22 protein-coding genes are annotated in these 24,230 nt (G+C 70.6%); 8 read left to right on the plus strand and 14 right to left on the minus strand.

What is annotated here, in order from left to right:
• The first annotated feature begins 3 nt into the window (after positions 1 to 3).
• The gene (locus AB0G10_RS31290) at positions 4 to 1,014 is read left to right on the plus strand and encodes an ABC transporter ATP-binding protein (RefSeq protein WP_360929669.1); all 1,011 of its coding nucleotides are present in this window, start codon (positions 4 to 6) and stop codon (positions 1,012 to 1,014) included.
• Positions 1,007 to 2,014, plus strand: coding sequence for a dipeptide ABC transporter ATP-binding protein (locus AB0G10_RS31295; RefSeq protein WP_360929672.1), 1,008 nt, complete (start codon positions 1,007 to 1,009; stop codon positions 2,012 to 2,014). The genes AB0G10_RS31290 and AB0G10_RS31295 overlap by 8 nt, the downstream gene beginning before the upstream one ends.
• Before the next feature lie 490 nt (positions 2,015 to 2,504).
• Here the strand turns inward: AB0G10_RS31295 and AB0G10_RS31300 are convergent, their stop codons facing one another.
• Positions 2,505 to 2,795: a chorismate mutase gene (locus tag AB0G10_RS31300; protein WP_127546021.1), complete on the minus strand. Its 291-nt coding sequence runs from the start codon at positions 2,793 to 2,795 to the stop codon at positions 2,505 to 2,507.
• 222 nt (positions 2,796 to 3,017) lie between these two features.
• On the minus strand, positions 3,018 to 4,847 hold the full coding sequence (locus tag AB0G10_RS31305) for a bifunctional metallophosphatase/5'-nucleotidase (RefSeq protein WP_360929677.1): 1,830 nt from the start codon (positions 4,845 to 4,847) through the stop codon (positions 3,018 to 3,020).
• A gap of 121 nt (positions 4,848 to 4,968) precedes the next feature.
• On the opposite strand from AB0G10_RS31305, the gene pcrA reads away from it, so the two are divergent.
• Positions 4,969 to 7,404 carry a DNA helicase PcrA gene (pcrA, locus tag AB0G10_RS31310; protein WP_360929680.1) on the plus strand — a complete coding sequence of 812 codons (2,436 nt, stop codon included), beginning with the start codon at positions 4,969 to 4,971 and terminating at the stop codon, positions 7,402 to 7,404.
• On the opposite strand, the gene AB0G10_RS31315 is transcribed toward pcrA, so the two are convergent.
• The 3 genes from AB0G10_RS31315 to purN form a co-directional block, all read right to left on the minus strand.
• Complete coding sequence (locus AB0G10_RS31315) at positions 7,401 to 8,276, minus strand: M23 family metallopeptidase (RefSeq protein WP_360929683.1); 876 nt, start codon at positions 8,274 to 8,276, stop codon at positions 7,401 to 7,403. The two genes, pcrA and AB0G10_RS31315, sit on opposite strands and share 4 nt — an antisense overlap.
• Positions 8,277 to 8,388: 112 nt before the next feature.
• Entirely contained in the window at positions 8,389 to 9,954 is a 1,566-nt protein-coding gene (purH, locus tag AB0G10_RS31320; protein WP_360929686.1) for a bifunctional phosphoribosylaminoimidazolecarboxamide formyltransferase/IMP cyclohydrolase, read from the minus strand.
• Positions 9,951 to 10,568 (minus strand): phosphoribosylglycinamide formyltransferase, encoded by a 618-nt coding sequence (gene purN / locus AB0G10_RS31325; RefSeq protein ID WP_360929689.1) that lies wholly within the window; start codon positions 10,566 to 10,568, stop codon positions 9,951 to 9,953. Before purN ends, purH begins: the two co-directional genes overlap by 4 nt.
• A 78-nt stretch (positions 10,569 to 10,646) precedes the next feature.
• On the opposite strand from purN, the gene AB0G10_RS31330 reads away from it, so the two are divergent.
• Positions 10,647 to 10,979, plus strand: a complete 333-nt coding sequence (locus tag AB0G10_RS31330) for a DUF4190 domain-containing protein (protein WP_360929691.1) — start codon at positions 10,647 to 10,649, stop codon at positions 10,977 to 10,979.
• A 10-nt stretch (positions 10,980 to 10,989) separates the two neighbouring features.
• On the opposite strand, the gene AB0G10_RS31335 is transcribed toward AB0G10_RS31330, so the two are convergent.
• The 4 genes from AB0G10_RS31335 to AB0G10_RS31350 form a co-directional block, all read right to left on the minus strand.
• Entirely contained in the window at positions 10,990 to 12,438 is a 1,449-nt protein-coding gene (locus AB0G10_RS31335; RefSeq protein ID WP_360929694.1) for a DUF6350 family protein, read from the minus strand.
• Between the two features lie 105 nt (positions 12,439 to 12,543).
• The gene (gene sucD, locus AB0G10_RS31340; protein WP_360929696.1) at positions 12,544 to 13,425 is read right to left on the minus strand and encodes a succinate--CoA ligase subunit alpha; all 882 of its coding nucleotides are present in this window, start codon (positions 13,423 to 13,425) and stop codon (positions 12,544 to 12,546) included.
• A gap of 4 nt (positions 13,426 to 13,429) precedes the next feature.
• Complete coding sequence (gene sucC, locus AB0G10_RS31345; protein ID WP_360929699.1) at positions 13,430 to 14,608, minus strand: ADP-forming succinate--CoA ligase subunit beta; 1,179 nt, start codon at positions 14,606 to 14,608, stop codon at positions 13,430 to 13,432.
• A gap of 567 nt (positions 14,609 to 15,175) precedes the next feature.
• A complete protein-coding gene (locus tag AB0G10_RS31350) occupies positions 15,176 to 15,580 on the minus strand; it encodes a cobalamin B12-binding domain-containing protein (protein ID WP_360929702.1) in 405 nt (134 codons plus the stop codon).
• Positions 15,581 to 15,994: 414 nt separating this feature from the next.
• On the opposite strand from AB0G10_RS31350, the gene AB0G10_RS31355 reads away from it, so the two are divergent.
• The 3 genes from AB0G10_RS31355 (at position 15,995) to AB0G10_RS31365 (ending at position 18,633) form a co-directional block, all read left to right on the plus strand.
• Positions 15,995 to 16,741, plus strand: a complete 747-nt coding sequence (locus AB0G10_RS31355; protein WP_360929705.1) for a M23 family metallopeptidase — start codon at positions 15,995 to 15,997, stop codon at positions 16,739 to 16,741.
• A gap of 194 nt (positions 16,742 to 16,935) precedes the next feature.
• The gene (locus tag AB0G10_RS31360) at positions 16,936 to 17,265 is read left to right on the plus strand and encodes a hypothetical protein (protein WP_360929708.1); all 330 of its coding nucleotides are present in this window, start codon (positions 16,936 to 16,938) and stop codon (positions 17,263 to 17,265) included.
• Positions 17,266 to 17,415: 150 nt separating this feature from the next.
• Positions 17,416 to 18,633, plus strand: a complete 1,218-nt coding sequence (locus tag AB0G10_RS31365) for an NADP-dependent isocitrate dehydrogenase (RefSeq protein WP_360929711.1) — start codon at positions 17,416 to 17,418, stop codon at positions 18,631 to 18,633.
• 147 nt (positions 18,634 to 18,780) lie between these two features.
• Here the strand turns inward: AB0G10_RS31365 and galT are convergent, their stop codons facing one another.
• The 4 genes from galT to AB0G10_RS31385 all read right to left on the minus strand — a co-directional run bounded on the left by galT (position 18,781) and on the right by AB0G10_RS31385 (position 22,592).
• Complete coding sequence (galT, locus tag AB0G10_RS31370) at positions 18,781 to 19,872, minus strand: galactose-1-phosphate uridylyltransferase (RefSeq protein WP_360929713.1); 1,092 nt, start codon at positions 19,870 to 19,872, stop codon at positions 18,781 to 18,783.
• Positions 19,869 to 20,645, minus strand: a complete 777-nt coding sequence (locus tag AB0G10_RS31375) for a DeoR/GlpR family DNA-binding transcription regulator (RefSeq protein WP_360929716.1) — start codon at positions 20,643 to 20,645, stop codon at positions 19,869 to 19,871. The genes galT and AB0G10_RS31375 overlap by 4 nt, the downstream gene beginning before the upstream one ends.
• Before the next feature lie 70 nt (positions 20,646 to 20,715).
• Positions 20,716 to 21,636 (minus strand): glycosyltransferase family A protein, encoded by a 921-nt coding sequence (locus AB0G10_RS31380; protein ID WP_360929719.1) that lies wholly within the window; start codon positions 21,634 to 21,636, stop codon positions 20,716 to 20,718.
• Positions 21,633 to 22,592, minus strand: a complete 960-nt coding sequence (locus AB0G10_RS31385; RefSeq protein WP_360929722.1) for a sulfotransferase — start codon at positions 22,590 to 22,592, stop codon at positions 21,633 to 21,635. Before AB0G10_RS31385 ends, AB0G10_RS31380 begins: the two co-directional genes overlap by 4 nt.
• 62 nt (positions 22,593 to 22,654) lie before the next feature.
• Here AB0G10_RS31385 and AB0G10_RS31390 point away from each other — a divergent pair, with 62 nt between their 5' ends.
• On the plus strand, positions 22,655 to 23,587 hold the full coding sequence (locus AB0G10_RS31390; protein ID WP_360929725.1) for a WecB/TagA/CpsF family glycosyltransferase: 933 nt from the start codon (positions 22,655 to 22,657) through the stop codon (positions 23,585 to 23,587).
• Positions 23,588 to 23,628: 41 nt separating this feature from the next.
• Here the strand turns inward: AB0G10_RS31390 and AB0G10_RS31395 are convergent, their stop codons facing one another.
• The gene (locus AB0G10_RS31395; RefSeq protein WP_360929728.1) at positions 23,629 to 24,168 is read right to left on the minus strand and encodes a DUF4262 domain-containing protein; all 540 of its coding nucleotides are present in this window, start codon (positions 24,166 to 24,168) and stop codon (positions 23,629 to 23,631) included.
• Between the last annotated feature and the right edge of the window lie 62 nt (positions 24,169 to 24,230).

Genomic DNA, 24,230 nt, shown 5'->3' on the forward strand with positions numbered 1-24,230 from the left:
CAAATGGATGTCGTACCCGGCATCGATCCGCGCGCACCTCTGCTCGAGGTGACCGACCTGCACGTCGAGTTCCGCACCCAGTACGGCGTCGCCAAGGCCGTCAACGGCGCGAACTTCTGGCTCTCCCCGGGCGAGACCCTCGCGATCCTGGGCGAGTCGGGCTGCGGCAAGTCCGTGACCGCTCAGGCGATCATGGGCATCCTGGAGAGCCCTCCCGGGTTCATCACCAAGGGCGAGATCCGCTACCGCGGTGTCGACCTGCTGAGCCGCCCGGAGGAGCAGCGCCGCAAGGTGCGCGCCAACCGGATCGCGATGATCTTCCAGGACGCGCTCTCCGCGCTGAACCCGGTCTACAACGTCGGGTTCCAGCTCAGCGAGCTGTTCCGGATGCACCGCGGGATGTCCCGCGCGGACTCCAAGAAGCGGGCCATCGAGCTGCTCGACCAGGTCAAGATCCCGGCCGCGAAGGCCCGGATCAACGACTACCCGCACCAGTTCTCCGGCGGTATGCGCCAGCGCGTCATGATCGCCATGGCGCTCGCGCTCGACCCCGAGGTGCTGATCGCCGACGAGCCCACCACGGCTCTCGACGTGACCGTCCAGGCGCAGATCATGGGCCTGCTCGCGGAACTCCAGCAGCAGCGCAACATGGGCCTCATCCTGATCACGCACGACATGGGCGTGGTCGCGGACGTCGCCGACCGGATCTCCGTGATGTACGCGGGCAAGGTCGTCGAGGAGGCGGCCGTCTACGACATCTACTCGCGGCCGGCCCATCCGTACACTCGCGCTCTTCTCGAGTCGATTCCCCGGCTCGACATGAAGGGCCAGCAGCTCAACGTCATCCGCGGCCTGCCGCCGGCGCTGACCGACATCCCGAAGGGGTGCGCGTTCAACCCGCGGTGCCGGTACGCGAAGGACCCGTGCCGTTCGGACCCGCCGCCGCCGGCCTACGCCGTCGCGCCGCACCGTACCGCCCGTTGCCACTATTTCCGGGAGGTTCTCGGTGAGTGACGTCGTCCTCGAGACCAAGGGTCTCGTCAAGCACTTCCCGATCACCCAGGGCATCGTCTTCAAGACCAAGGTCGGCGCCGTCCGCGCGGTCGACGGTGTCGACATCCAGCTCCGCCGCGGCGAGACGCTGGGTGTCGTGGGCGAGTCCGGCTGTGGCAAGTCGACGCTGGCGAAGCTGCTGGTCGGCCTGGAGAAGCCGACCTCCGGCTCGATCATGGTCCGCGGTCAGGACATGGTCCGGCTCAAGGGCAACGAGCTGCGCAAGGCCCGCCGCAACATCCAGATGGTGCTGCAGGACCCGTACACGTCGCTGAACCCGCGCATGACGGTCGGCGACATCATCGGGGAGCCGTTCGAGATCCACCCCGAGGTCGTCCCGAAGAAGGGCCGGCAGCGTGCGGTGCAGGACCTGCTCGACACGGTCGGCCTGAACCCGGATCACATCAACCGGTACCCGCACCAGTTCTCCGGCGGTCAGCGCCAGCGCATCGGCATCGCCCGCGCGCTCGCCCTGAAGCCCGAGATCATCGTGTGCGACGAGCCGGTCTCGGCGCTCGACGTGTCGATCCAGGCCCAGGTCATCAACCTGCTGGAGCGTCTGCAGGACGAGTTCGGCCTGTCGTACATCTTCATCGCGCACGACCTGTCGGTGGTCAGGCACATCTCCGACCGGGTGGCCGTGATGTACCTCGGCCGGATCGTGGAGCACGGGTACGACCGGGAGATCTACGAGCAGCCGACGCACCCGTACACGCAGGCTCTGCTCTCCGCCGTACCGGTTCCGGACCCGCGCCTGCGCGGGCAGCGGGACCAGATCGTGCTCGAGGGTGACGTGCCGTCGCCGGCCAACCCGCCGTCGGGATGCCGCTTCCGGACCCGCTGCTGGAAGGCCCAGGACGTCTGCGCCCAGCAGGATCCGCTGCTGCAGATCCGCGACCGGTCGCCGCACCCGAGCGCCTGCCACTTCGCCGAGATCCGCGACGTGGTCCACGGTCGCTGACCGAAAACGAATAGCGGCGGCCCGGGGGTTTCCCGGGTCGCCGCTTCGTCATTCGGTCAGCGCGGCCGTTCGCCGCTCTTCGCGGGTCGTCTGCCGTGGCTCATCGCGGGTCGCCTGCCGGCCGTGTGTCGCTCGCCGCGCGCGCCCGGCTCTGGCGGATCTTGGACGTTTCACCACCGGATTCGGTGGTCGGGCGTCCAAGATCCGGGTGGGACGGTGGTGAGGCGTCCAAGATCCGGGAGGCGGTGGTGAGGCGTCCAAGATCTGGGGGGAGGCGGTGGTGGAGCGTCCAAGATCTGGGGGAGGCGGTGGTGAGGCGTCCAAGATCCGGGGGAGGCGGGGGTGGGGCGTCCAAGATCTGGGTGGGACGGTGGTGAGGCGTTCAAGACTGCCGGAGCTGCCGGAGCTGCCGGAGCTGCCGGAGGCCAGGCCCGGGAGCACCCGGAGCCTGCGGGATCTGCTGAGGGCTCCGGGCGCTGCGGAGGGAGGGTTACAGGGGGCCTCGGCCTGAACGGAGCAGGAGCAGGGCCACCTGGGTGCCGTCCGGGCCGAGCGCGTTGCGGAAGCGCTCGACGATCTCCCGCTCGCGGGCGAGAACGAGGCGGGTGCCCCCACTCGCCATGCGGGTCTTGCCGACCTCCTGGGAGAGGCTCGCGCGTTCCAGCCAGAGGTCGATGATCGCTTGATCGATCTCGTCGATGCGCTCACGCTTGGCACGGATCGCCGCGGCGGCCGGCTCCGCGCCCGCCCCGGTCTTCTGGTCCACGGTCTCGGCGGTCATGACTGCTCCTCGGGTGCTCTCGCCCCGGTCGACCCGGCCCGGGCAGAAAACAAGCCCCGGGCGGAGAAGCCCGGGGCTTGTTGTAGGTCTCGGTGTCAGACGCGACCTACGGCTGCCGGACTTCCGGTGCCGTAGTAGAAAAATCGCGCCCGCTGGATCACGTTGCCGAGTATGCCCCCGTCCCGGACGGTCCCGCAAGGAAACCGCCCGAGTGTTGGGACATCACGGCGTCCTGGTGATCCGGTCGGCCGGGCCGGGCGCGATCGGGCCGGTGGCGAGGTGCGCCACCAGCGCGTCCACGTCGAAGCCGGGAGCGGTGACCCGTCCCGAGCCCAGCGTGAGGTTGCTGAATCCGTCCCCGCCGTTGGCGAGGAAGTCGTTCGTGGTGACCAGGTAGTTCGCGGCCGGGTCGATGGGCGTCCCGTTCAGCGCGAGCCCGCTCACCTTGGCGCCGGGCGCGGCCGAGGCGCTCCAGGTGTACGTCAGCCCGGCCGACACCTGCAGGATGCGCTGGGTGGTCTGCCCGCCGAAGCCGGCGAACTGCTGCTCCAGCACGTTCTTGAGCTGCTCGCCGGTGAAGGTCTGGGTCACCACGAGGTTGTTGAACGGCTGGACCGTGAACGCCTCGCCGTAGGTGACCTGGCCGTACGCCTCGCCGCCGGAGGACTGGTCGGCGTCCAGGTCGGCGCGGATGCCGCCCGGGTTCATCAGCGCGATCTGCGCCCCGGCCGACCGCGTGTAGGCGAGCTGGGCGTCGGCGATCACGTCACCGAGCGGGCTCTCCCCGGCCGGCGTCGCGGTCCGCACGATGTCCCCGGTGATGCTGCCGACGATCTCGTTGGCGATCGGGGCGACCGCGGCGCGGTACTTGTCGGCCACCCTCTTCGCGGCGGGGTCGACGGTGTCCGGGTTGCGGACGTACGCCCCCGACGCGTCCTTGAGCCAGCCGCCGCTGCCGTCCGGCACGCCGTTCTCGACGATCACGTTGGTCGCCTCGATGCCGGCGAACCGGCCGGTCCGGGAGTCGAGCGAGTAGTCGATGTCGGTGACGATCTGCCCGTTGGTGCCGGCGCTGGTGACCACGGTCGGCACGCCCTTGCGGTTCGGGAGCTCGCACGAGTAGAAGCGGTGCGTGTGCCCGGAGATGACGACGCCGATCTCCGGGTTGAGGCCCGCCACGATCGGGACGATCGGCCCGGTGAAGCCGGCGCAGTCGGAGACGCCCGGGGTGGGCGTGGCCGAGGCCTGTGAGCCGCCCTCGTGCAGGAGCAGCACCTGCGCCTTCACCCCGAGGAGCTTGAGCACGTTGCTCCACTTGTTGGCGGTCTCCACCTCGTCGGTGAAGCGCACCTTCTGGATGCCGGCCGGGTTCACGATGCTCGGCGTGCCCTCCAGGGTCATGCCGATGAAGCCGACCGGTACGCCGCCGACGTGCTTGATCTCGATAGGCGGCAGGATCGGCAGGCCGGTCCTCTTGTCGATCGTGTTGGCCGCGAGGTAGGTGAACTTCGCGCCCCGGTATCCGTCGCCGTCCTGGCAGCCGTCCACCGGGTGGCAGCCGCCGCGCTGGATGCGGATCAGCTCGTCCACGCCCTCGTCGAACTCGTGGTTGCCGACCGAGCTGACCTGCAGGCCGATCTCGTTCATCAGCTCGATCGTCGGCTCGTCGTGGAAGGCCGCGCTGACCAGTGGCGTCGCGCCGATCAGGTCGCCCGCGCCGGCGGTGATCGTGGTGCGGCCCTCGGTCGTACCCTCGGCGCGCAGCCTCTTGAGCCAGGTCGCCAGGTATTCGACGCCGCCGGCCGGGGTGCTGGTGCCGCTCGCGTTCACGACGGCGCCGCTGCCGGTCGGCGGGTCGATCGCGCCGTGGAAGTCGTTGTAGCTGAGGAACTGGCCCTTGACCAGCTTTCCCCCGGAGGTGTCGTAGGACACCGACACCGGGGTGAACTCGGCGGGCGGCGCCGCGACCGCGCCCGGTGGGGCGGGTATCGCGGCGAGGGTGGCGGCGGCGGTGACGGCCGCGGCCGAGATGGCGAGACGCATCCGGGTCATATGGGTTCCCCGATCGGAGTGAGTTTTTCGCCGACCAGGACAAGCTAATCGCTGGCGGTCGATGCGGGGGCGGGTCGCCGGGAAATTCCTGTCGGTGGGGCGGCATACACTTGCTCCCGCGATGCGACCTTCCTCAGAACCTGCCGACACCCTGTTCTCCCTGCCCTCCGCGGCGCCTGCCGCCCGGGCTCCGGAGAGGCGTCCCGCCGCGCCCCGCCCGGCCGCGCGGCACATCGATCCGGAATCGCTGCTGACCGGCCTCAACGGCCCCCAGCGCGACGCCGTGACGCACGCCGGCTCGCCGCTGCTGATCGTGGCCGGCGCCGGTTCGGGCAAGACCAGGGTGCTGACCCACCGGATCGCCTACCTGCTGGCCGAGCGCGGCGTCCATCCGGGGGAGATCATCGCGATCACCTTCACCAACAAGGCCGCCGGCGAGATGAAGGAGCGGGTGGCCCAGCTGGTCGGCCCGCGCGCCCGGCTCATGTGGGTGTCGACGTTCCACTCGGCGTGCGTGCGCATCCTGCGCGCCGAGCACGAGCACGTCGGGCTGAAGAGCACGTTCTCGATCTACGACGCCGACGACTCGCGCCGCCTCATGCAGCTGGTCGCCCGCGAGCTCGACCTCGATCCGAAGCGTTACACCGCCCGCGGCCTCGCCGCCCAGGTGTCGAACCTGAAGAACGAGCTGGTCGAGCCGGAGGAGTTCAAGGCGAAGGCGAAAGGGCCCAACGAGCGGGCCGTCGCCGAGGCCTACGAGCTCTACCAGCGTCGCCTGCGCGAGGCGCACGCGCTCGACTTCGACGACATCATCATGGCCGTGGTGCACCTCTTCCAGTCGCACCCGATGATCGCCGAGACCTACCGCCGCCGGTTCCGGCACGTCATGGTCGACGAATACCAGGACACCAACCACGCGCAATACCAGCTGATCCGCGAGCTGGTCGGCACGGCCGGCGGCGAGGTGGAGCCGAGCGAGCTCTGCGTGGTCGGCGACGCCGACCAGTCGATCTACGCGTTCCGCGGCGCCACGATCCGCAACATCCTGGAGTTCGAGCGCGACTACCCGGAAGCCCGGACCATCCTGCTCGAGCAGAACTACCGGTCCACCCAGACCATCCTCTCCGCGGCCAACGCGGTGATCGACCGGAACACGTCGCGCAAGCCGAAACGGCTCTGGAGCGACCAGGGCGCCGGCGAGCAGATCGTCGGCTATGTCGCCGACACCGAGCACGCCGAGGCCGACTGGGTGGCCCGCGAGATCGACCGGCTCACCGACAACCACGACGTCCGCCCCGGCGACGTCGCGGTCTTCTACCGGACGAACGCGCAGTCCCGGGTCTTCGAGGAGGTGTTCATCCGGGTCGGCCTGCCCTACAAGGTGGTCGGCGGGGTGCGCTTCTACGAGCGCAAGGAGGTCCGCGACGCGTTGGGCTACCTCCGCGCCATCGTGAACGAGGACGACACCGTCAGCGTCCGCCGGGTGCTCAACACCCCGAAACGCGGCATCGGCGACCGGGCCGAGGCCTGTGTCGAGGCGCTCGCCTCCCGCGACCGGATCTCGTTCGGCCAGGCGCTGCGGCACGCCAAGAACGCCCCGGGCATCTCCACCCGCGCGTCCAACAGCATCGGCGACTTCGTGCAGCTCCTCGACGACCTGCGCGAGCTCACCAGGACCGCGCCGCCGGAGGAGGTCCTCGAGGCGGTTCTGCAGCGCTCCGGCCTGCTCAGCGAGCTGGAGGAGAGCCTCGACCCGCAGGACCAGGGCCGGGTGGAGAACCTCCAGGAGCTCGTGAGCGTGGCCCGCGAATACACCGAGCGGGTCGAGTCGCAGGCCGAGGAGGGGGAGGAACAGGTCGCCACCCTGGCCGGCTTCCTGGAGCAGGTCGCGCTCGTCGCCGACGCCGACCAGATCCCCAGCGACGATCCCGACCATCAGGGCGTCGTCACGCTCATGACGCTGCACACGGCGAAGGGCCTGGAGTTCCCGGTGGTCTTCCTGACCGGCCTGGAGGACGGCGTCTTCCCGCACATGCGCGCGCTCGGCGACAACACCGAGCTGGAGGAGGAGCGCCGCCTCGCGTACGTCGGCATCACCCGTGCCCGGCAGCGGCTCTACCTCTCCCGCGCGGTCACCCGGTCGGCCTGGGGCCAGCCGCAATACAACCCGCCCTCGCGCTTCACCGACGAGCTCCCGACCGAGCTGGTCCGGTGGGAGCGCACCGGCGGCTCCTACACGTCCTGGTCCGGGACCGGCGGCGGCGTGGGCGGCCGGGGCGGGGGAGACCGCCAGCGCGGCGGCGGCTTCTCCGGCGGCACGCCGAAAGCGCAGCGCATCGCCGAGCGCCTCGGGATCGACGGCAGCAAGCTGGCCACCGCGAGCGACCTCAAGCAGGCGCCCAAGGTCGACCCGGGCGACCGGGTCAACCACCAGCGCTACGGCCTGGGCCGGGTCCTCGCGGTGGAGGGCCACGGCCCCGGCGCCCGGGCCCAGATCGACTTCGGCGACCAGGTGATGTGGCTCGTCCTGCGCCACGCGCCAGTGGAGAAGATCTAGGCGCAGCCGCCGAGCTCCACGCCGTGGGCGCGCATCCAGGCGGTCGGCTCGATCGGGTTCTTGTAATGGCCCTGGTGCACCTCGAAGTGCAGGTGCGGCCCGGTCGAGTGCCCGGTCGAGCCCTCCAGGCCGATCCGCTCGCCGGCCGTGACCTGCTGCCCGGGGACGACCAGGATGGCGGACAGGTGGCCGTAATGGGTCAGGTACCCGTTGTCGTGCCGGATCAGGACGGCGTTGCCGTACCCGCCCTCCTCGCCGGCCGCGACGACGACGCCGGCCCCGGCCGCGACGACCGGGGTGCCGTGCGCGGCGGCCAGGTCGACGCCGGCGTGCAGGCGGCCCCAGCGCTGGCCGAAGCACGAGGTGACCCCGGCCGCGGGCATCGGGTGCACCCAGGCGCGGGCGGCGACGGCCGTGGTGGTGGCGACGGCGGCCTTCGTCACGACGGCCGGGCGCTTCTTGCGCTGGACGGCGTGGCCGGTGGGCTCGGCGGCGAGAGCCGGCGGGTCGGCGGCGAGACTCCCACGGGGGAACTGCTTGCCGGGCGCCTCATCGCCGGGAGGCGCGACCACGGGCAGTTCGGCGTACGGATGAGACGCGGTCACATGCGCTGACGGATTCGAGACCAGGGCGCCCGTGGAGGCCGACGCGGAGACCCCGGCCACGCCCACCCCGGCGGCGAGGGTGGCGCTCAGCGCGGTGACCGAGAGCGCCGTGCGCCCGCGGGTGGCGAACAGGGCCGGGAACGCGGGCGCGCGGTGGCGGTGCAGCCGTTCCTGCCGGTGCCGGCCGAGTGAGGGACGGTGCCGGCCGAGTGAGGGACGGTGCCGGCCGGGTGAGGGACGGTGCCGGTCGGATGAAGACTGCCCCACTCGATTGCCCTCCGAGGTACGTGACGATTCCTGCCACGTACCTGTCGGCGGAGGGTCGGGAAAGGGTGAAGGTTGTCGAAGAGGTTCTACCGGACTGCAACCGAAACGGTCGTCAGTGGTAGAAGTGCCGGGTCCCGGTCAGGTAGACGGTGAGGCCGGCCTTCTCGGCCGCCTCGATGACCAGGTTGTCCCGGATGGAACCGCCGGGCTGCACCACGGCCTTGACGCCGGCCTCGATCAGCACCTCGAGGCCGTCCGGGAACGGGAAGAACGCGTCCGAGGCCGCCACGCTGCCGGCCGCCCGGTCCGAGCCGGCCCGGGAGACGGCGAGGCGGGCCGAGTCGACCCGGTTCACCTGCCCCATCCCGACGCCGACGGTGGCGCCGCCGGACGCCAGCAGGATCGCGTTGCTCTTGACGCTGCGGATGGCCCGCCACGCGAACGCCAGGTCCGCGAGGACTTCGGGGGAGGCCGGCGAGCCGCAGGCCAGCGTCCAGTTCGCCGGCGCGTCGCCGGTGGCGTCGATCCGGTCGGCCTCCTGCACGAGCACGCCGCCGCCGACCTGCTTGACCTCGGTGCGCGGCGGGTTCCAGGCCGGCGCCACGAGCACGCGCAGGTTCTTCTTCTCCCGGAACAGCGCGAGCGCGTCGGGGGCGAAGGACGGCGCCACGATGACCTCGGTGAAGATCTCGCCGAGCTGCTGCGCGAGTTCCAGCGTCACCTCGCGGTTCACCGCCACGACGCCGCCGAAGGCGGAGACCGGGTCGCAGGCGTGCGCCTTCCGGTGCGCCTCGGCCACGTCCGCGCCGACCGCGATGCCGCACGGGTTGGCGTGCTTGATGATCGCGACGCAGGGCTCGGTGAAGTCGTTCGCGCTGCGCCAGGCGGCGTCCGCGTCGACGTAGTTGTTGTAGGACATCTCCTTGCCGTGCAGTTGCTCGGCCTGGGCGAGCCCGGCCGGCGCCTCGGCGTCGACGTAGAGCGCGGCCTGCTGGTGCGGGTTCTCGCCGTAGCGGAGCACCGACGAGCGGCGCAGCGCGATCCCGGTGAACTCCGGCCACTCCTCGGGGGCCAGCACGGAGGCGGTCCAGTTCGCCACGGCCACGTCGTACTCGGCGATGTCGGCGAAGGCGCGAGCAGCGAGAACCTTGCGCTGCGTCAGCGAGAAACCGCCGTCCTCCAGGGCCTTCAAGATCAGAGGGTACGAGGAGACGGCCGTGACCACGGCGACCGAGGCGTGGTTCTTGGCGGCTGCCCGGACCATCGCCGGCCCACCGATATCGATCTTCGCGATGCACTCCTCCTCGCCCGCACCGGACGCGACCGTCTCGGTGAACGGGTAGAGGTTGCTGACCAGCAGGTCGAACGCCTCGATGCCGTGCTCGGCGAGCTCGCCGACGTGGCTCTCCAGCCGCATGTCGGCGAGGAGGCCGCCGTGCACCTTCGGGTGCAGCGTCTTCACCCGGTCGCTGAGGATCTCCGGGAAGCCGGTGATCTGCTCGACCCGGGTGACCGGGACGCCGGCCTTCTCCACGGTCGACGCGGTCGAGCCGGTCGACACGATCTCCACACCGGCCGCGTGCAGCGCCTGGGCCAGCTCGACGATGCCGTCCTTGTACCAGACGCTCAGCAGCGCCCGCTTGATCGGACGACGTCCCTCGTCAGAAGAGATGGTCACGGGATCCGTACCTTTCTGTCCTCGATGGTCCAGCCCTCGCGGACCAGCCGGCCGACGTACTCCACCAGCTGGGACCGTTCGGCCACCTTGATCCGCTCGGTGAGGGTCTCCTCCGTGTCGCCGTCGAGCACGGGGACGCTGACCTGAGCGATGATCGGCCCGGTGTCGACACCGGCGTCGACGAAGAAGAGCGTCGCCCCGGCGATCTTCACGCCGTACGCGAGCGCGTCACGCGGCCCGTGGATGCCGGGGAACGCGGGCAGCAGCGCGTTGTGCGTGTTGATGTACCGGTCGCCGAACGCGTCCAGGAAGTTCTTGCCGACCAGCTTCAGGAACCCGGCCGAGATGACCAGGTCCGGGCGGTGCTCGGCGACGTGCGCGGTCAGGGCGGCGTCCCAGTCGTCCCGGGTCGGGTACGCCTTGACCGAGTCCACGAACGTGGGGACGCCGGCGGCGGTGGCGTGATCGAGACCGGCGATGCCGTCCCGGTCCGCGCCGACCGCGACCACCTCGGCGCCGTACGCCGGATCCTTTGTCGCTTCGAGAAGAGCCTGCAGGTTGCTGCCCGATCCGGAGATGAGGACGACCAGGCGGGCGGGCGCGGGGTCAGTCACCCGTGCACCCTATCGTCGCTGCGGAAACCGGCCGCTCGCAGGGCAGCGAAGATCGAGCCGGTTCACTAGGGTTTCCCTGTGTCATATCCACCTCCGGCCTACGGGCCGCCGCCTGGCCCACCGGCTCAGCCGCAGAACGCGTTCGGCCTGACCGGCATGATCCTCGGCATCGTCTCGATCCCGATCTCCTGCTGCTGGCCGGTCGCCGGGGTGCTCAGCATCCTCGGCCTGGTCTTCAGCGTGCTCGGCAAGAAGAAGGCGGACACCGGCCTGGCCACGAACCGCGGCATCGCGGTCGCGGGCCTCGCCACCAGCGTCGCCGGCCTGCTGCTCAGCATCGCGTTCCTGATCCTGGCGCTGACCATCCCGTCCGACTTCGACTACAACCGCTGGATCCAGGAGAACAGCTAGAAGATCCGGATCAGCGGGCGGTGCGCTGCGGCCCGAACATCCTGGCCGCCGCGGCGCCCGCCAGCACCGAGACGCCGGCGACGATCGTGCCGACGATCGCTACCTGCACGGCGTCCGGCCCGATCTGGGCGAGCCGGCCGTCGCCGAGCGACCCGCCGGAGAACCGGGCCAGCACGCCGAGCGTGATCCCGGCGACCGGCCCGGCCAGCAGGGCCGCGCCGATCAGCCGCGGCCACGCGGGCGCGTCCGGTGAGCCCGGCCCGCGGCGGCCGGTGCGCCGGGTGCCGCCCTGGCCGTGCCGGAGGCGCTGGGTCAGCAGCCAGCCGGCCGCGGCCCCGGCGATCACCGGCAGGAGCAGCAGCGCCGTGCCGGCCGCGCCCATCGGCCCCTCCGGCAGCCCGGCGACCAGGGGCAGCGTCGGCAGCGGGCCGACCGAGACCTCGGTGATGCTGACCTTCGAGGCGACGCCGAGCGCGAATCCCGGCCCGAGCAGGTAGGCGGCCGCCCAGATCGAGGCGTTCACCGCGTACCCGATGCTGACCAGCGTGATCCCGGCCTGCCCGGCCACCCCGGTCTGGTAGGCCGCGATCATCTCGGCGGCCTGCCCGCCGCCGAGAGCCACCGAGAGCCCTCCGGCGACCGCGCCGGCCGCGAGGATCAGGAACGCCGCCACCAGCCCGGTGCGGATGCCGTGCCGCAGCACCGGCGGGGTGCGCCGGGCCAGCGTGGAGATCGCGTCGGTGCCGCGCAGCGAGCCGATGAACGCGCCCGCCAGGCCGAGGATGAAGAAGTGCAGCGCGGCCCGCCCGGCGGAGATCTGGGTGCCGCGACCGTCGGCGAGGACCGCTGCGAGAGCTCCGACCAGGGCGTACGCGAGAGCGATGGACCCGGCGACGCCGAGTGCCCGGGCCGTCGAGCCGCTGCGCCGGGCGCCCACGGCGCGGGTGACGTGCAGGCCGGCCCGGTTGAGCCGCCAGACGACCAGCAGGGTGAGCAGGAGCGGGGCGACCGCGAGCGGGCCGATCGAGGTGCCGATCGGCAGGCCGTGCCCGAGCAGCCAGCCGGCCAGGCCGGCGCGCGTGGCGCCGCCGAGGCCGCCGGCGCCCTCCAGCGTGCGGGCCAGGCCGATCACCGCGGCGATCGGCAGGTAGCTCAGCAGCGCGGCCCAGAGCGTCGCGAACGCGGCCGCCACCAGCAGGGGCGCCCGCCGGGGCGGCTCCGGTGGCCGGCGCTGGCTCGGCAGCCGGACCGTGTCCCGCCGTCCGAGCAACTCGTCGTCGACCACGACGGTGTCCCGCCGGTCGCCTTCCCCGTCGGGGCGCCGGCCGGAAGGGCGCTCGCCGACCGGGACCTCTTCGGTGTCCCGTACGAAAGAGGTTTCTCCCTCGACAGACTGGATCGCCTCGGCGACCGCGAACGGGTCCTCCGAGCCGTCTGGCCGGTCGGTTGTGCTGGGCATCGCGACTACCTTGTCACGCCGCAGGGCTTCCGGCGATGCAGAAACAGCGGCGCGCCGCCGATCGGATCATCGAGATCCGTCCGGCGGCGCGCCCGTGTCGCTGCTTCAGCTCATGACCTCGCGCATGAGGCGGGCGGTCTCGCTCGGCGTCTTGCCGACCTTGACGCCGGCCGCCTCGAGGGCCGCCTTCTTGGCGTCGGCGGTGCCGGCCGAGCCGGAGATGATGGCGCCGGCGTGGCCCATCGTCTTCCCGGGCGGCGCGGTGAAGCCGGCGATGTAGCCGACGACCGGCTTGGTGACGTTGGCCTTGATGAACTCGGCCGCACGCTCCTCGGCGTCGCCGCCGATCTCACCGATCATGACGATCGCGTCGGTGTCCGGGTCCTCCTGGAACGCCTTCAGCGCGTCGATGTGGGTGGTGCCGATGATCGGGTCACCGCCGATGCCGACCGCCGTGGAGAAGCCGAACTCCCGCAGCTCGTACATGAGCTGGTAGGTCAGCGTGCCGCTCTTGCTGACCAGGCCGATCCGGCCCTGCGGGGTGATGTCGGCCGGGATGATGCCGGCGTTGGAGGCGCCCGGCGACGCGATGCCGGGGCAGTTCGGGCCGATGATCCGGGTCTTCTCGCCCTTGGCCACGTTGTACGCCCAGAACGCCGCCGAGTCCTGCACCGGCACGCCCTCGGTGATCACCACGGCGAGCGGGATCTCGGCGTCGATCGCCTCGACGACCGCGGCCTTGGTGAACGCCGGCGGCACGAAGATGACTGAGACGTCCGCGCCGGTCTCCTTGATCGCCTCGGCGACGGTCGCGAAGACCGGGAGCTCGGTGCCGTCGAAGTCGACAGTGGTGCCGGCCTTGCGCGGGTTCACGCCGCCGACTACCTGGGTGCCCGCGGCGAGCATCCGCTTGGTGTGCTTGGAGCCCTCACCACCGGTGATGCCCTGGACGATGACCTTGGAGTCCTTGGTGAGCCAGATAGCCATTAGTTCACTTCCCCGCAGCCGCGAGCTCGGCGGCGCGCTCGGCCGCTCCGTCCATCGTGTCCACCCGCTGCACCAGCGGGTTGTTCGCTCCGTCGAGGATGGCACGACCCTCTTCGGCGTTGTTGCCGTCGAGGCGGACCACGAGCGGCTTGGTGACGGTCTCGCCGCGCTCGGCGAGCAGCGCCAGGGCCTGGATGATGCCGTTGGCGACCGCGTCGCACGCGGTGATGCCGCCGAACACGTTGACGAAGACGGACTTCACGGACGGGTCGCCGAGGACGATCTCCAGGCCGTTCGCCATCACCTGGGCGCTCGCGCCACCGCCGATGTCGAGGAAGTTGGCCGGCTTCACGTTGCCGTGCTTCTCGCCCGCGTACGCCACCACGTCGAGGGTCGACATGACGAGGCCCGCGCCGTTGCCGATGATGCCGACCTCGCCGTCGAGCTTGACGTAGTTGAGGTTCTTGGCCTTCGCCGCCTGCTCGATCGGGTCGACGGCGGACTTGTCCTCGAGCGCCTCGTGGTCGGGGTGCCGGAAGCCGGCGTTCTCGTCCAGCGTGACCTTGGCGTCCAGGGCGAGCACCCGGCCGTCGCCGACCTTGGCGAGCGGGTTGACCTCGACCAGGAGCGCGTCCTCGGCGACGAACGCCTGCCAGAGCTTCACGGCGATGTCGACGACCTGGTCGGCGACGTCGGCCGGGAACTTGGCGGCGGTGACGATCTCGCGCGCCGTGGCCTCGTCGACGCCCTTGCTGGCGTCGATCGCGATCTTGGCGACCCGGTCCGGGTCCTCCTCGGCGACGGTCTCGATCTCCATGCCGCCGGCGACGCTGGCGATGCAGAGGAACGTCCGGTTGGCCCGGTCCAGCAGGTAGGAGAAGTAGTACTCCTCCTTGATGTCGGCCGTCTCGGCCAGCATCACCTTGTGGACCGTGTGGCCCTTGATGTCCATGCCCAGGATGTCGGTGGCACGGGCCTCGGCCTCGTCCGCGCCGTCGGCCAGCTTCACGCCGCCCGCCTTGCCGCGGCCGCCGACCTTCACCTGGGCCTTGACCACGACCTTGCCGCCCAGCCGCTCAGCGATGGCCCGGGCTTCCTGCGGGGTCTCGGCGACGCCGCCGCCCAGCACGGGCAGCCCGTGCCGTTCGAACAGGTCGCGCCCCTGATACTCGAACAGGTCCACGTGTCTCCTTTCGCTCGCGACGCCAAGCGCCGGCAAGCCGCACCGTTGCGTCCCGACCTGTGTGCGCGGCGCGGCTGTCCAGCGCCGCCAGCGTGAGGATCGTCTGACCTTCCACGGATTGCGGAACGGTCGTCATCCGCAGACTAGCGACCGTTTGGTCCCCTGTGACCTCGCGGGTGCGCGGTGTGCAAGACCGCACACTGGAGGGACGAAAACGCAGCTCCGTGACGGTTGATACCCGGGTGACGGGTGTGCACACGGGGAACGCCGGACCGGTTGTCCACAGGCCGTCCACAGGCCCGCCCGGATCGATCCCCTCAAGATCCGCTCACTCGATCTCCTCACTCGGAGGAGTGAACGTAAAAAGTCACGCGCCGAGCGGTAACCCGGCTGAGAAGGGCGTCGTTGAGTGTGATGTCGGAGCGCTGGAGAACTTAAGGCGCCCGCAAGGAAAGCGGCCGATGCCCTGTCGGTCGAGGGGTGGCGGCGGGGCATCGCGCATAGAGGGGCCGGACGTGTGAGGGGTGCGTCCGGCCTCTCCCCTTGCGCAGGACCATTTCCCCGCGGTCAGGCCACCGGCGTGGCCACATTCGCGCGCACCCATTCGACGATGGACGCGGTCGTCGCACCCGGAGTGAATAGCTTCGCTACGCCGAGTGCTTCCAATTCCGTGATGTCGTCCTCCGGAATGATGCCGCCGCCGAATACGACGATGTCCGCGGCATCACGCTCCGCCAACAACTCGATCACTCTCCGGAATAGCGTCATGTGCGCCCCGGAAAGGATGGACAGCCCGATCGCGTCGGCGTCCTCCTGAATGGCGGTCTCCACGACCTGCTCGGGCGTCTGATGGAGGCCCGTGTAGACCACTTCCATGCCGGCGTCGCGCAACGCCCGCGCCACCACTTTGGCGCCGCGGTCGTGCCCGTCCAGCCCCGGCTTCGCCACCACGACCCTGATCCGTGCTTGCATGCTGACCCCTTCGGGCTCTCCAACCTCGGTGTCGGACGCCTCGGACCGGCTGTCACCGCGGTCACCTGAACGAACGGTAACCCGGCGCGGGGAGGTCGGGGTAGCCGTCCCCGCGAGCGGGTGACCGAGTAAATAGTTTCTTAGGTCACATCACTTTGCGTCCGTTTGCTAATTACCCACGGTTGCCATAACGGCACCCCGGAAAGGTAGCCAATTCGGACAATCACTGATCAATGCAGACCAGGAACTGTCACGAAAATGGCGCTGCGACTTGTGACCCGGCGGTCGTTTCGTTACCGTGGCCCACGGCTCTCGCACAGGTTCACCCCATAGCGGGGGCCCGGCAAACCACCGTTCACCGCTGTTCGGCGGTGGTGTGGTGCCGCCGCAGTTGTCTTCTACGGAGGGTTGTTCGTGCGCCAGCGCTTGTCGTCTGAGCCCGATCGCTATCGCGGCCGCCGCCGCGTGCCGACCCCTCCCCGCAGCCGTTACGCCGCGGTCGTCACCTCCGCTTTCGTCGGAGCCGGCGTCGTCGCTCTCGGCGCCGCGTCCAACCTTCCGGACGCCAAGGACGTCAGCCCCGAGGTCCTGCAGAGCCTGAAGAGCTCGCAGATCGCCGCCGACGCGCTCGACAGCCGTTCCGACGACGAGAACCGCGCCTCCCGCAGCGAGGACCGCTCCGAGGGCGCCGAAGAGGTCAGTGCCGAGGTCTCCGCGGAGGACATCTACCTCCTGCCCCTCGACGACTACCAGTTCACCTCGGCCTACGGCGTCCGGTTCGGCAAGCTGCACGCCGGCATCGACCTGGCCGCCGCCGAGGGCACGCCCTACAAGGCGGTCCACGGGGGCACGGTCACCAGCGCCGGCTACAACGGCGGCTACGGCTACGCGGTCACCGTCCAGCAGGAGGACGGCACCGAGATGATCTACGCGCACTCCCGGCGCCTGCTGGTGAAGAAGGGCGACGAGGTCAAGGCCGGTCAGGTGATCGGCGAGGTCGGCAACACCGGCTACTCGTACGGCACCCACCTGCACCTGGAAGTCCACGTCAAGGGCACCCCGGTCGACCCGATCGTCTTCCTCAAGGAGCGCGGCGTCGACATCAAGCTCCAGATCGAGTCGGTCTACGCGGGCATGGCCGCCGCCGAAGCGGCTTCCTGAGCCCCTCTTCGTCTGATTGATCACTACCCGGCTCGGGCGGGCCGAAACCGGCACGGCGTGATTCCCCGCGATTTTCCCGACATTGTGGACACGGGGCCGACACATTGACGATGATCCAATAGCCTGACCGGTGAAAGTGACAGCGGCAACTACGCTGGTCAGTGCAAACGTCAACGTGCCGAGGAGGTAACGCCATGACGTTCGATCTCTTCGTGTGGCACGAGCCGTCCCCGATCAGTGCCGACGCGGCCGAGGCGAAGGTGCGCGAGGGCCGCTTCCGGGCCCACCCCGCCGTGCCGGCCCTCCGTGACGAACTGCTCCGCCGTTTCCCGCCGCAGCAGTCCCCGGGCGTCTGGACCATGACCCCCGACACCTCCGACGGCGTCCTGGCGCTCTCCTGCGTCTGGTCCCGGGCCGGCGAGTTCGGCGACGCCGTCCGCACGCTGGCCGCCGAGCACGGCCTCGTCTGCTATGAGCCGGGCACCCGCCTCCTGGACCCGAACGCCCCCGGCCACGACCACTGAGGGCGATAAGGCGCAACCCCGCGCGGTCCGCCGCCCGGCCTGGGATGGTGGAGGGTGGACGGCCGGTTCCGGGGCCGCCCGGTGATGATCGACGGGCGGGCAGTACGCTCGTACTGCTAAGCGTGTGTTTCGGGAGAGGAGCGCCGGCCGATGGCGAAAATCAAGGTCAAGAACCCGGTCGTGGAGATCGACGGCGACGAGATGACCCGGATCATCTGGAAGCAGATCCGTGAGCAGCTGATCCTGCCGTACCTGGACGTGAACCTCGAGTACTACGACCTCTCGATCCAGTACCGCGACGAGACCGACGACCAGGTGACGATCGACTCGGCCAACGCGATCAAGCGGCACGGTGTCGGCGTCAAGTGCGCGACGATCACGCCGGACGAGGCTCGAGTACAGGAGTTCGGCCTCAAGAAGATGTGGCGGTCGCCGAACGGCACGATCCGCAACATCCTCGGCGGCGTCGTCTTCCGTGAGCCGATCATCATGTCGAACGTGCCGCGCCTGGTGCCGAGCTGGACCAAGCCGATCATCATCGGCCGGCACGCGCACGGCGACCAGTACAAGGCCACCGACTTCGTGGCCCCGAAGGCCGGCAAGTTCACCGTGACCTTCACGCCGGAGGACGGCTCGGAGCCGCTGGAGTTCCACGTCGCGGACTTCCCGGCCGGTGGCGTCGGCATGGCGATGTACAACTTCGACGAGTCGATCCGCGACTTCGCGCGCGCCTCGTTCCGGTACGGCCTGGCCCGCAACTACCCGGTCTACCTCTCCACCAAGAACACGATCCTGAAGGCGTACGACGGCCGGTTCAAGGACCTGTTCGCGGAGATCTTCGAGACCGAGTTCGCCGACCAGTTCAAGGCGGCCGGCCTCACCTACGAGCACCGGCTCATCGACGACATGGTCGCGGCCGCGCTCAAGTGGGAGGGCGGCTACGTCTGGGCCTGCAAGAACTACGACGGTGACGTGCAGTCCGACACCGTGGCGCAGGGCTTCGGCTCGCTCGGCCTGATGACCTCGGTGCTGATGACCCCGGACGGCCAGACCGTCGAGGCCGAGGCCGCGCACGGCACCGTCACCCGGCACTACCGGCAGTGGCAGAAGGGCGAGAAGACCTCGACCAACCCGATCGCCTCGATCTTCGCCTGGACCGGTGGCCTCAAGCACCGCGGCAAGCTGGACGGCACCCCCGAGGTGACCGAGTTCGCCGAGAAGCTGGAGCGGGTCTGCATCGAGACCGTCGAGGGCGGTCAGATGACCAAGGACCTCGCCCTGCTGATCGGCCGGGACGCCCCGTGGCTCTCGACCGACGAGTTCATGAACGCGCTCGACGAGAACCTGGCGCGCAAGCTCGCCGCCTGATCCTCCGCACGGAAAAGGCCCGCCGGCACTTGTCGGCGGGCCTTTCGGCGCTCACCCCTCCCGATCTTGTGAAATGCCGCAGGGGCGGCCCTGTGCAACTTCACAAGATCGGCGGAAGGGGGGTGCGGGGCGGTGCGGGGCTAGAGGCTAGAGGGCTTCGCGCAGGCGTTGGGCTGCTGTTTCGGGGACGATGTCGTTCACGAAGGCGCCCATCGCCGACTCCGAGCCGGCCAGGAACTTCAGCTTGTCGGCGGCGCGCCGGATGCTGAACAGCTGCAGGTGCAGGTAGCCCAGCTCACGGCCCTCGCCGACGACCGCCTGGTGCCATGCCGAGATGTACGGCATCGGCTTGCCGAAGAGGCCGTCGAAGCGCTTCAGCACGTCCAGGTAGAGCGGCCCGAACGCGTCGCGCTCGGCGTCGGTGAGCGCGGGCAGGTCGGGGACCTGCCGGTGCGGGGCCAGGTGCACCTCGAACGGCCAGCGGGCCGCCGCGGGCACGTACGCGGTCCAGTGCTCGTTCGCGGCGACGACCCGTACCCTCGCCTCCCGCTCCGCGGCCAGGACGTCGGCATAGAGATTGCGCCCGCCGGTCTTCTCGGCGTGCCGCGCAGCGGCGCGGAGCATCGCCGCGGTCCGCGGCGTCACCGTCGGGTACGCGTAGATCTGCCCGTGCGGGTGGTGCAGCGTCACGCCGATCTCGACGCCCCGGTTCTCGAACGGGAAGACCTGCGCGACGCCCGGCATCCGCGAGATCTCGGCGGTCCGGTCGGCGAGCGCGTCGACGACGGTGCGGACCCGCGACGGCGGCAGGCTGCCGAACGAGCTGTTGTGGTCGCTGGTGAAGCAGACGACCTCGCACCGGCCGCGGCCCGGCTTCACCGGCACCAGGTCGGTGAGCTGGGTGATCTCGTCCGGCACGATCCGGTCGCTGAACGACGGGAACTGGTTCTCGAAGACCGCGACGTCGTAGGTCGGCGCCGGGATCTCGCTGGCGAAGTGCTCGTTCGTCGGGCAGAGCGGGCAGGCGTCGGACGGCGGCAGGAAGGTCCGCGTGTTGCGGTGCGCCGCGATCGCGATCCACTCGTCGACGAGCGGGTCGTAGCGCAGCTGCGAGGCCGGCGGGGGAGGCGGCAACTGCCGGGTGTCCGGGTACGAGGAACGCCCGCTGTCCGGGGCCTCGTCGTAATAGAACAGCTCCCGGCCGTCAGAGAGATGGACGGTCGAGCGGATCGGGGTCACTGCGGGTTCACCACCACGAGATCAGGAACGGTTTCCGAGAGGAGGGCCCGCGCGTCCTCGTCCAGTCCGGAGTCCGTGATCAGGACGTCGGCGCGGCTGAGGGGGACGATCGAGGAGATGCCGACGGTGCCCCACTTGGTGGAGTCGGCGAGCACGACGAGGCTCTCGGACGCCTCGACCAGGGCCCGGTTCGCGTCGGCTTCCATGAGGTTCGGAGTGGTGTACCCGGCGCGCTCGCTCATCCCGTGCACGCCGAGGAAGAGCAGGTCCAGGTGCAGCGATCCGATTGCGGCGACGGCCACCGGCCCGACAAGAGCATCAGACGGGGTACGGGTACCGCCGGTCAGCACCACGGTCTGGTCCGGCCGGCCGCCGCGGTAGAACACGTCGGCGACCGGGATCGAGTTCGTCACGACGGTCAGCGACGGCACGTCGACGAGACGCTGGGCCAGCTCCGCCGTGGTCGTGCCGGCCGAGAGCGCGATGGCGTCACCGGGGGAGACCAGGGCGGCGGCCCGCATCGCGATCGCGGTCTTCTCGCCACGCTGGCGGACCGACTTCGCGGCGAACCCGGGCTCGTGTGCCGAACCCGGGCTGACGGTGGTCGCTCCGCCGTGTACCTTCGCGAGCAACCCCCGATCGGCGAGGGCCTCCAGGTCACGGCGGATCGTCATGTCGGAGACGCCGTACTCCGAGGCGAGCTCGCTGACGCGGACACCGCCGGTGGCGCGCACCCGATCGAGGATGGCGGCCTGACGCTGTTGCGCGAGCATCAGAGTTTCCGAACTAATTCGAACACACTCGAACACTACCGTGTGATCGGCTCGGTGCGGAAGAGTGAGTTCAGATACCCCGTCCGCGTTTGTGCAGGGCGGACAACACGTTCTCCACCTTCACCGCCCCGGTCATGGCGGCCAGCGCTATCGCCGTACGCGGCTCCCGCCAGTTCTGGCGCACCGCCTCCTTGCTGTAGCGCCACGCCTGGCTGCGGTTCCCGGTCGCCGCCGACCAGCAGGCCAGCTGGCCGTACACCCGGGCCGCGCCGGGCCGGCAACCGCTGATCTCCGGGTGCCGCTGCATCATCCAGCGCAGTGAGGTGATCTTCGTGGCGTACTCGTAGGCGTAGTGCGAGGTGCGGCCCCAGAGCACCTGCACCAGCGGCTCGTCGAGGTGCACGATCGGGGCGCGGCGGGCCGCCCGCAGCAGCAGGTCCCAGTCCTCGTTCTGGCTGCCCGGCGCGTCCTCGGCGACCAGGCCGACGGCGTCCCCGGCGAGCGCGTCCCGGCGGATCAGGAACGACGACGAGTGCAGCATCGCCATCCGGGACCGGGCCAGGTCGTCCACCGTCACCCGGCTGCGGCCGGCCAGCCGCGCGGTGGTCCGGCCCTCGTACTCCACCTCGATCGCGCAGGTGGCGAACTCGGCGTCCGGGTCGGCGAGCAGGGCCGCGACCTGACGGCGCAGCTTGTCCGGCAGCCAGCGGTCGTCGTCGTCGCAGAACGCGACGAGCTCGGTGTCGAGGGCGAGCAGGCCGGTGTTCCGGGCGCCGGCCAGGCCGGACGACCGCCAGTTCGTCAGGACCAGGACCGGTACGCCGTCGGAGGAGGTGTTGGCGAGCAGGTAGTCCGGCTCGGTCTGGTCGTAGACCACCACGATCCGGATGTCACCGGGGTAGCGCTGCTCGCGCACCGCGGCGATCGCGCGGCGCACCAGCTCCGGGCGGTTGCGGGTCGGGATGACGACCCCGACGGACGGCCAGTTCATGGTGCCTCCGATGCGACGTTGATCGGGTAGCCGTAGGCGCGCAGCATCGGGCCGCAGACGGCGCCGACGAGGCGGCGCTGGGAGCTGGGCAGTGCGCGTACCCAGGCGTCGTCGTGGCGCAGCGGGAGATGGCCGACGGTGAACCGCATGGGGTTGCCGGCGGCGCTGTGCCCGACCTTCAGTTCGGCGCTGTGCCCCTCCTCGGCCGCCCGCTTCTCGGGGCGCAGGAAGTCCAGGTCCTCGGGGCGCAGCGGGACGCCGGCGAAGTCGGCGAGGCGGATCAGGCCGGCGCGGGGGTCGGCGAGGAACTCCTCGTACCGGATCCGGCGGACCGGGACCCCGCGGCGGGCGAGCAGGCCGAACGCGGCGTTGTGCGCGTTCCAGAGCAGCGCCGAGCGGCCGGGGGAGTAGCGGGTCATCTCCTCGGCGCCGTCGGTCTCCGGGCGGGACACCTTCTTGGTCCACGAGTACGCCACCCCGCGCGCGTCCCGGACCACGTGCACGACCCGCAGATCGATGTCGTCGGCCCAGCGCAGCACGTGGGCCAGGGCGGAGTGCTTCGACGAGTCGATGACGACCCGCGCGCCGGCGATCTCGGCGGCCGCGGCGTAGACGCGGGAGTAGAAGGACGCGTACTCACGCACCTCGGCGGTCGCGGCGCTGGCCGAGGCCAGCCGCGGGATGTGCCGGGTGCGCTCGACCGACTCGCGCAGGTGGTGTACCCGGTCGACGTCGACGTTGGACCAGCCGCCGAACGCGCGCTCCCCGACCTTCGTCCAGAACGGGCAGGCGGAGAACCGATCCCCGCAGCCGCACCGCTCGTCGTCGCGGACGTCGCGCTGCCACAGGTGGACGACCTCGCCCAGAGCGCACATCCCGGGTAGCTCGCCGAGCAGGCGTTCCACCAGCGTAGTGCCGCTTCGCCCCAATCCGCCCAAAAAAAGCACCTGTGCCACTTTGGCCTACCTTCGTTCGTTTCGCTCTGGTAACGAGTGAAGCAGGCAAAAGGAGGCGTTAGGTGTCTATCGAGGCTTTCGACCGCGTACACCTGGACGGAACCGGCATCGACCGGATCACCGAGGACGAGGTCGTGGCCGTGGTTCGGGACGCGCTGGCCCACGGCCGGGGCGGCCGCATCATCACGCCGAACGTCGACATCCTCCGGCGGGCGTCGGCCGATCCCCGCGTACGCCGCCACCTGGACGACGCCGACCTCATCGTCGCCGACGGCATGCCCCTGGTCTGGGCGAGCAGACTGGGAGGATCCCCCCTGCCCGAACGCGTGGCCGGCAGCAGCCTGATCTGGTCGCTCTCCCGGGGTCTGGGCCGGGACGCCCGCTCCGTCTTCGTGATCGGCGGCATCCCCGCAGGCACCGACCGCCCCGCCGGCGCCCGAGCCCGCCGAAGCGACAGTGCCGCTGAAGCCCACGCCACCGACGGCGACCGTCCCGCCGGCGCCCACGCCACCGACGGCGACCGTCCCGTCGGTGCCCACGCCACCGACGGCGAGCGGCTCTCCGGTGAGCGGCCGTCGGGCGCCGAGCGTGCGGCGGCGCGGCTGGCGGCGGCCTCGCCGGGTCTGCGGATCGCCGGGGCGGTCAGCCCGCCGTTCGGGTTCGAGCGGGACGAGGCGCGCTATGCCCGGTTCCGTGCCGAGGTGACCGAGGCGCGGCCCGACCTGGTCTTCGTGGGCCTCGGTTTCCCGAAGCAGGAACTCGTCATCGAACGCCTCCGCGAACACCTCCCCTCAACCTGGTTCATCGGCTGCGGCGCCGCCGTCAACTTCGTCGCGGGCGACGTCCACCGCGCCCCCCGCTGGATGCAGCGAACCGGCCTCGAATGGGCCCACCGCCTCGGCGCCGAACCCCGCCGTCTCGCGGGTCGATACCTCAGGCACGACGCGCCCTACGCCCTCCGCCTCCTGGCCCGAGCCCCCCGCGGCCGCCCCTGACCCCGCACCACCGCCGGACGAGACCGGGGAAGGCCCCGCCCCTAACCGCGGGCTCCCCGGCGGGCCCGCCCCCGGCCTCGGGGGAAACCGCGGAAAGCGGCACACCGCCGCCCCGCACGGATCGCCGCCATGCCGATGGCGGGTTGGGGCCACTGGGCCACCGCATAGCCTTCCTGCCAGGGGAAGCGGCCGAAGGGGTCGGGCCAGACGAGCTGGCAGAGGCTCACCCGGTCTTCGCCGTAGCGGTAGAGCGCCGAGCCCGGGAAGACCTCGTCGGTGGGGTCGCCGGCGACGACGAGCAGGTCGTGGCCGGTTGCCAGGTCGGTGACGCGCTGGCCGTGGGCGAGGCGGACGCCCTCCCAGGTGATGCGGCCGGCGATCTCGTTGAGCAGGGAGCCGGTCACGTCGAGCGGGACGCCGGCGACCGCCACCTCGGCGAGGCCGATCTCGGTGAGGCCGACCGTGTAGCCGAAGGGGACGGCGCCGGGTGGGTCGTCCTCCGTCGGCTCGACGTGGACGACCGTCCACCCGTATTTGTCGATCAGCCTGCTCTGTTCCTCGAAGAACTCGTCGAGGTCCATCGGTGCACCCCCGCCCATCAGGTCCGGTCCGCTTACCGCACCATCTTGGAACAGGTGTACGA

The sequence above is a fragment of the Actinoplanes sp. NPDC023714 genome (genome assembly GCF_040639855.1).
Classification (GTDB): Bacteria; Actinomycetota; Actinomycetes; order Mycobacteriales; family Micromonosporaceae; genus Actinoplanes.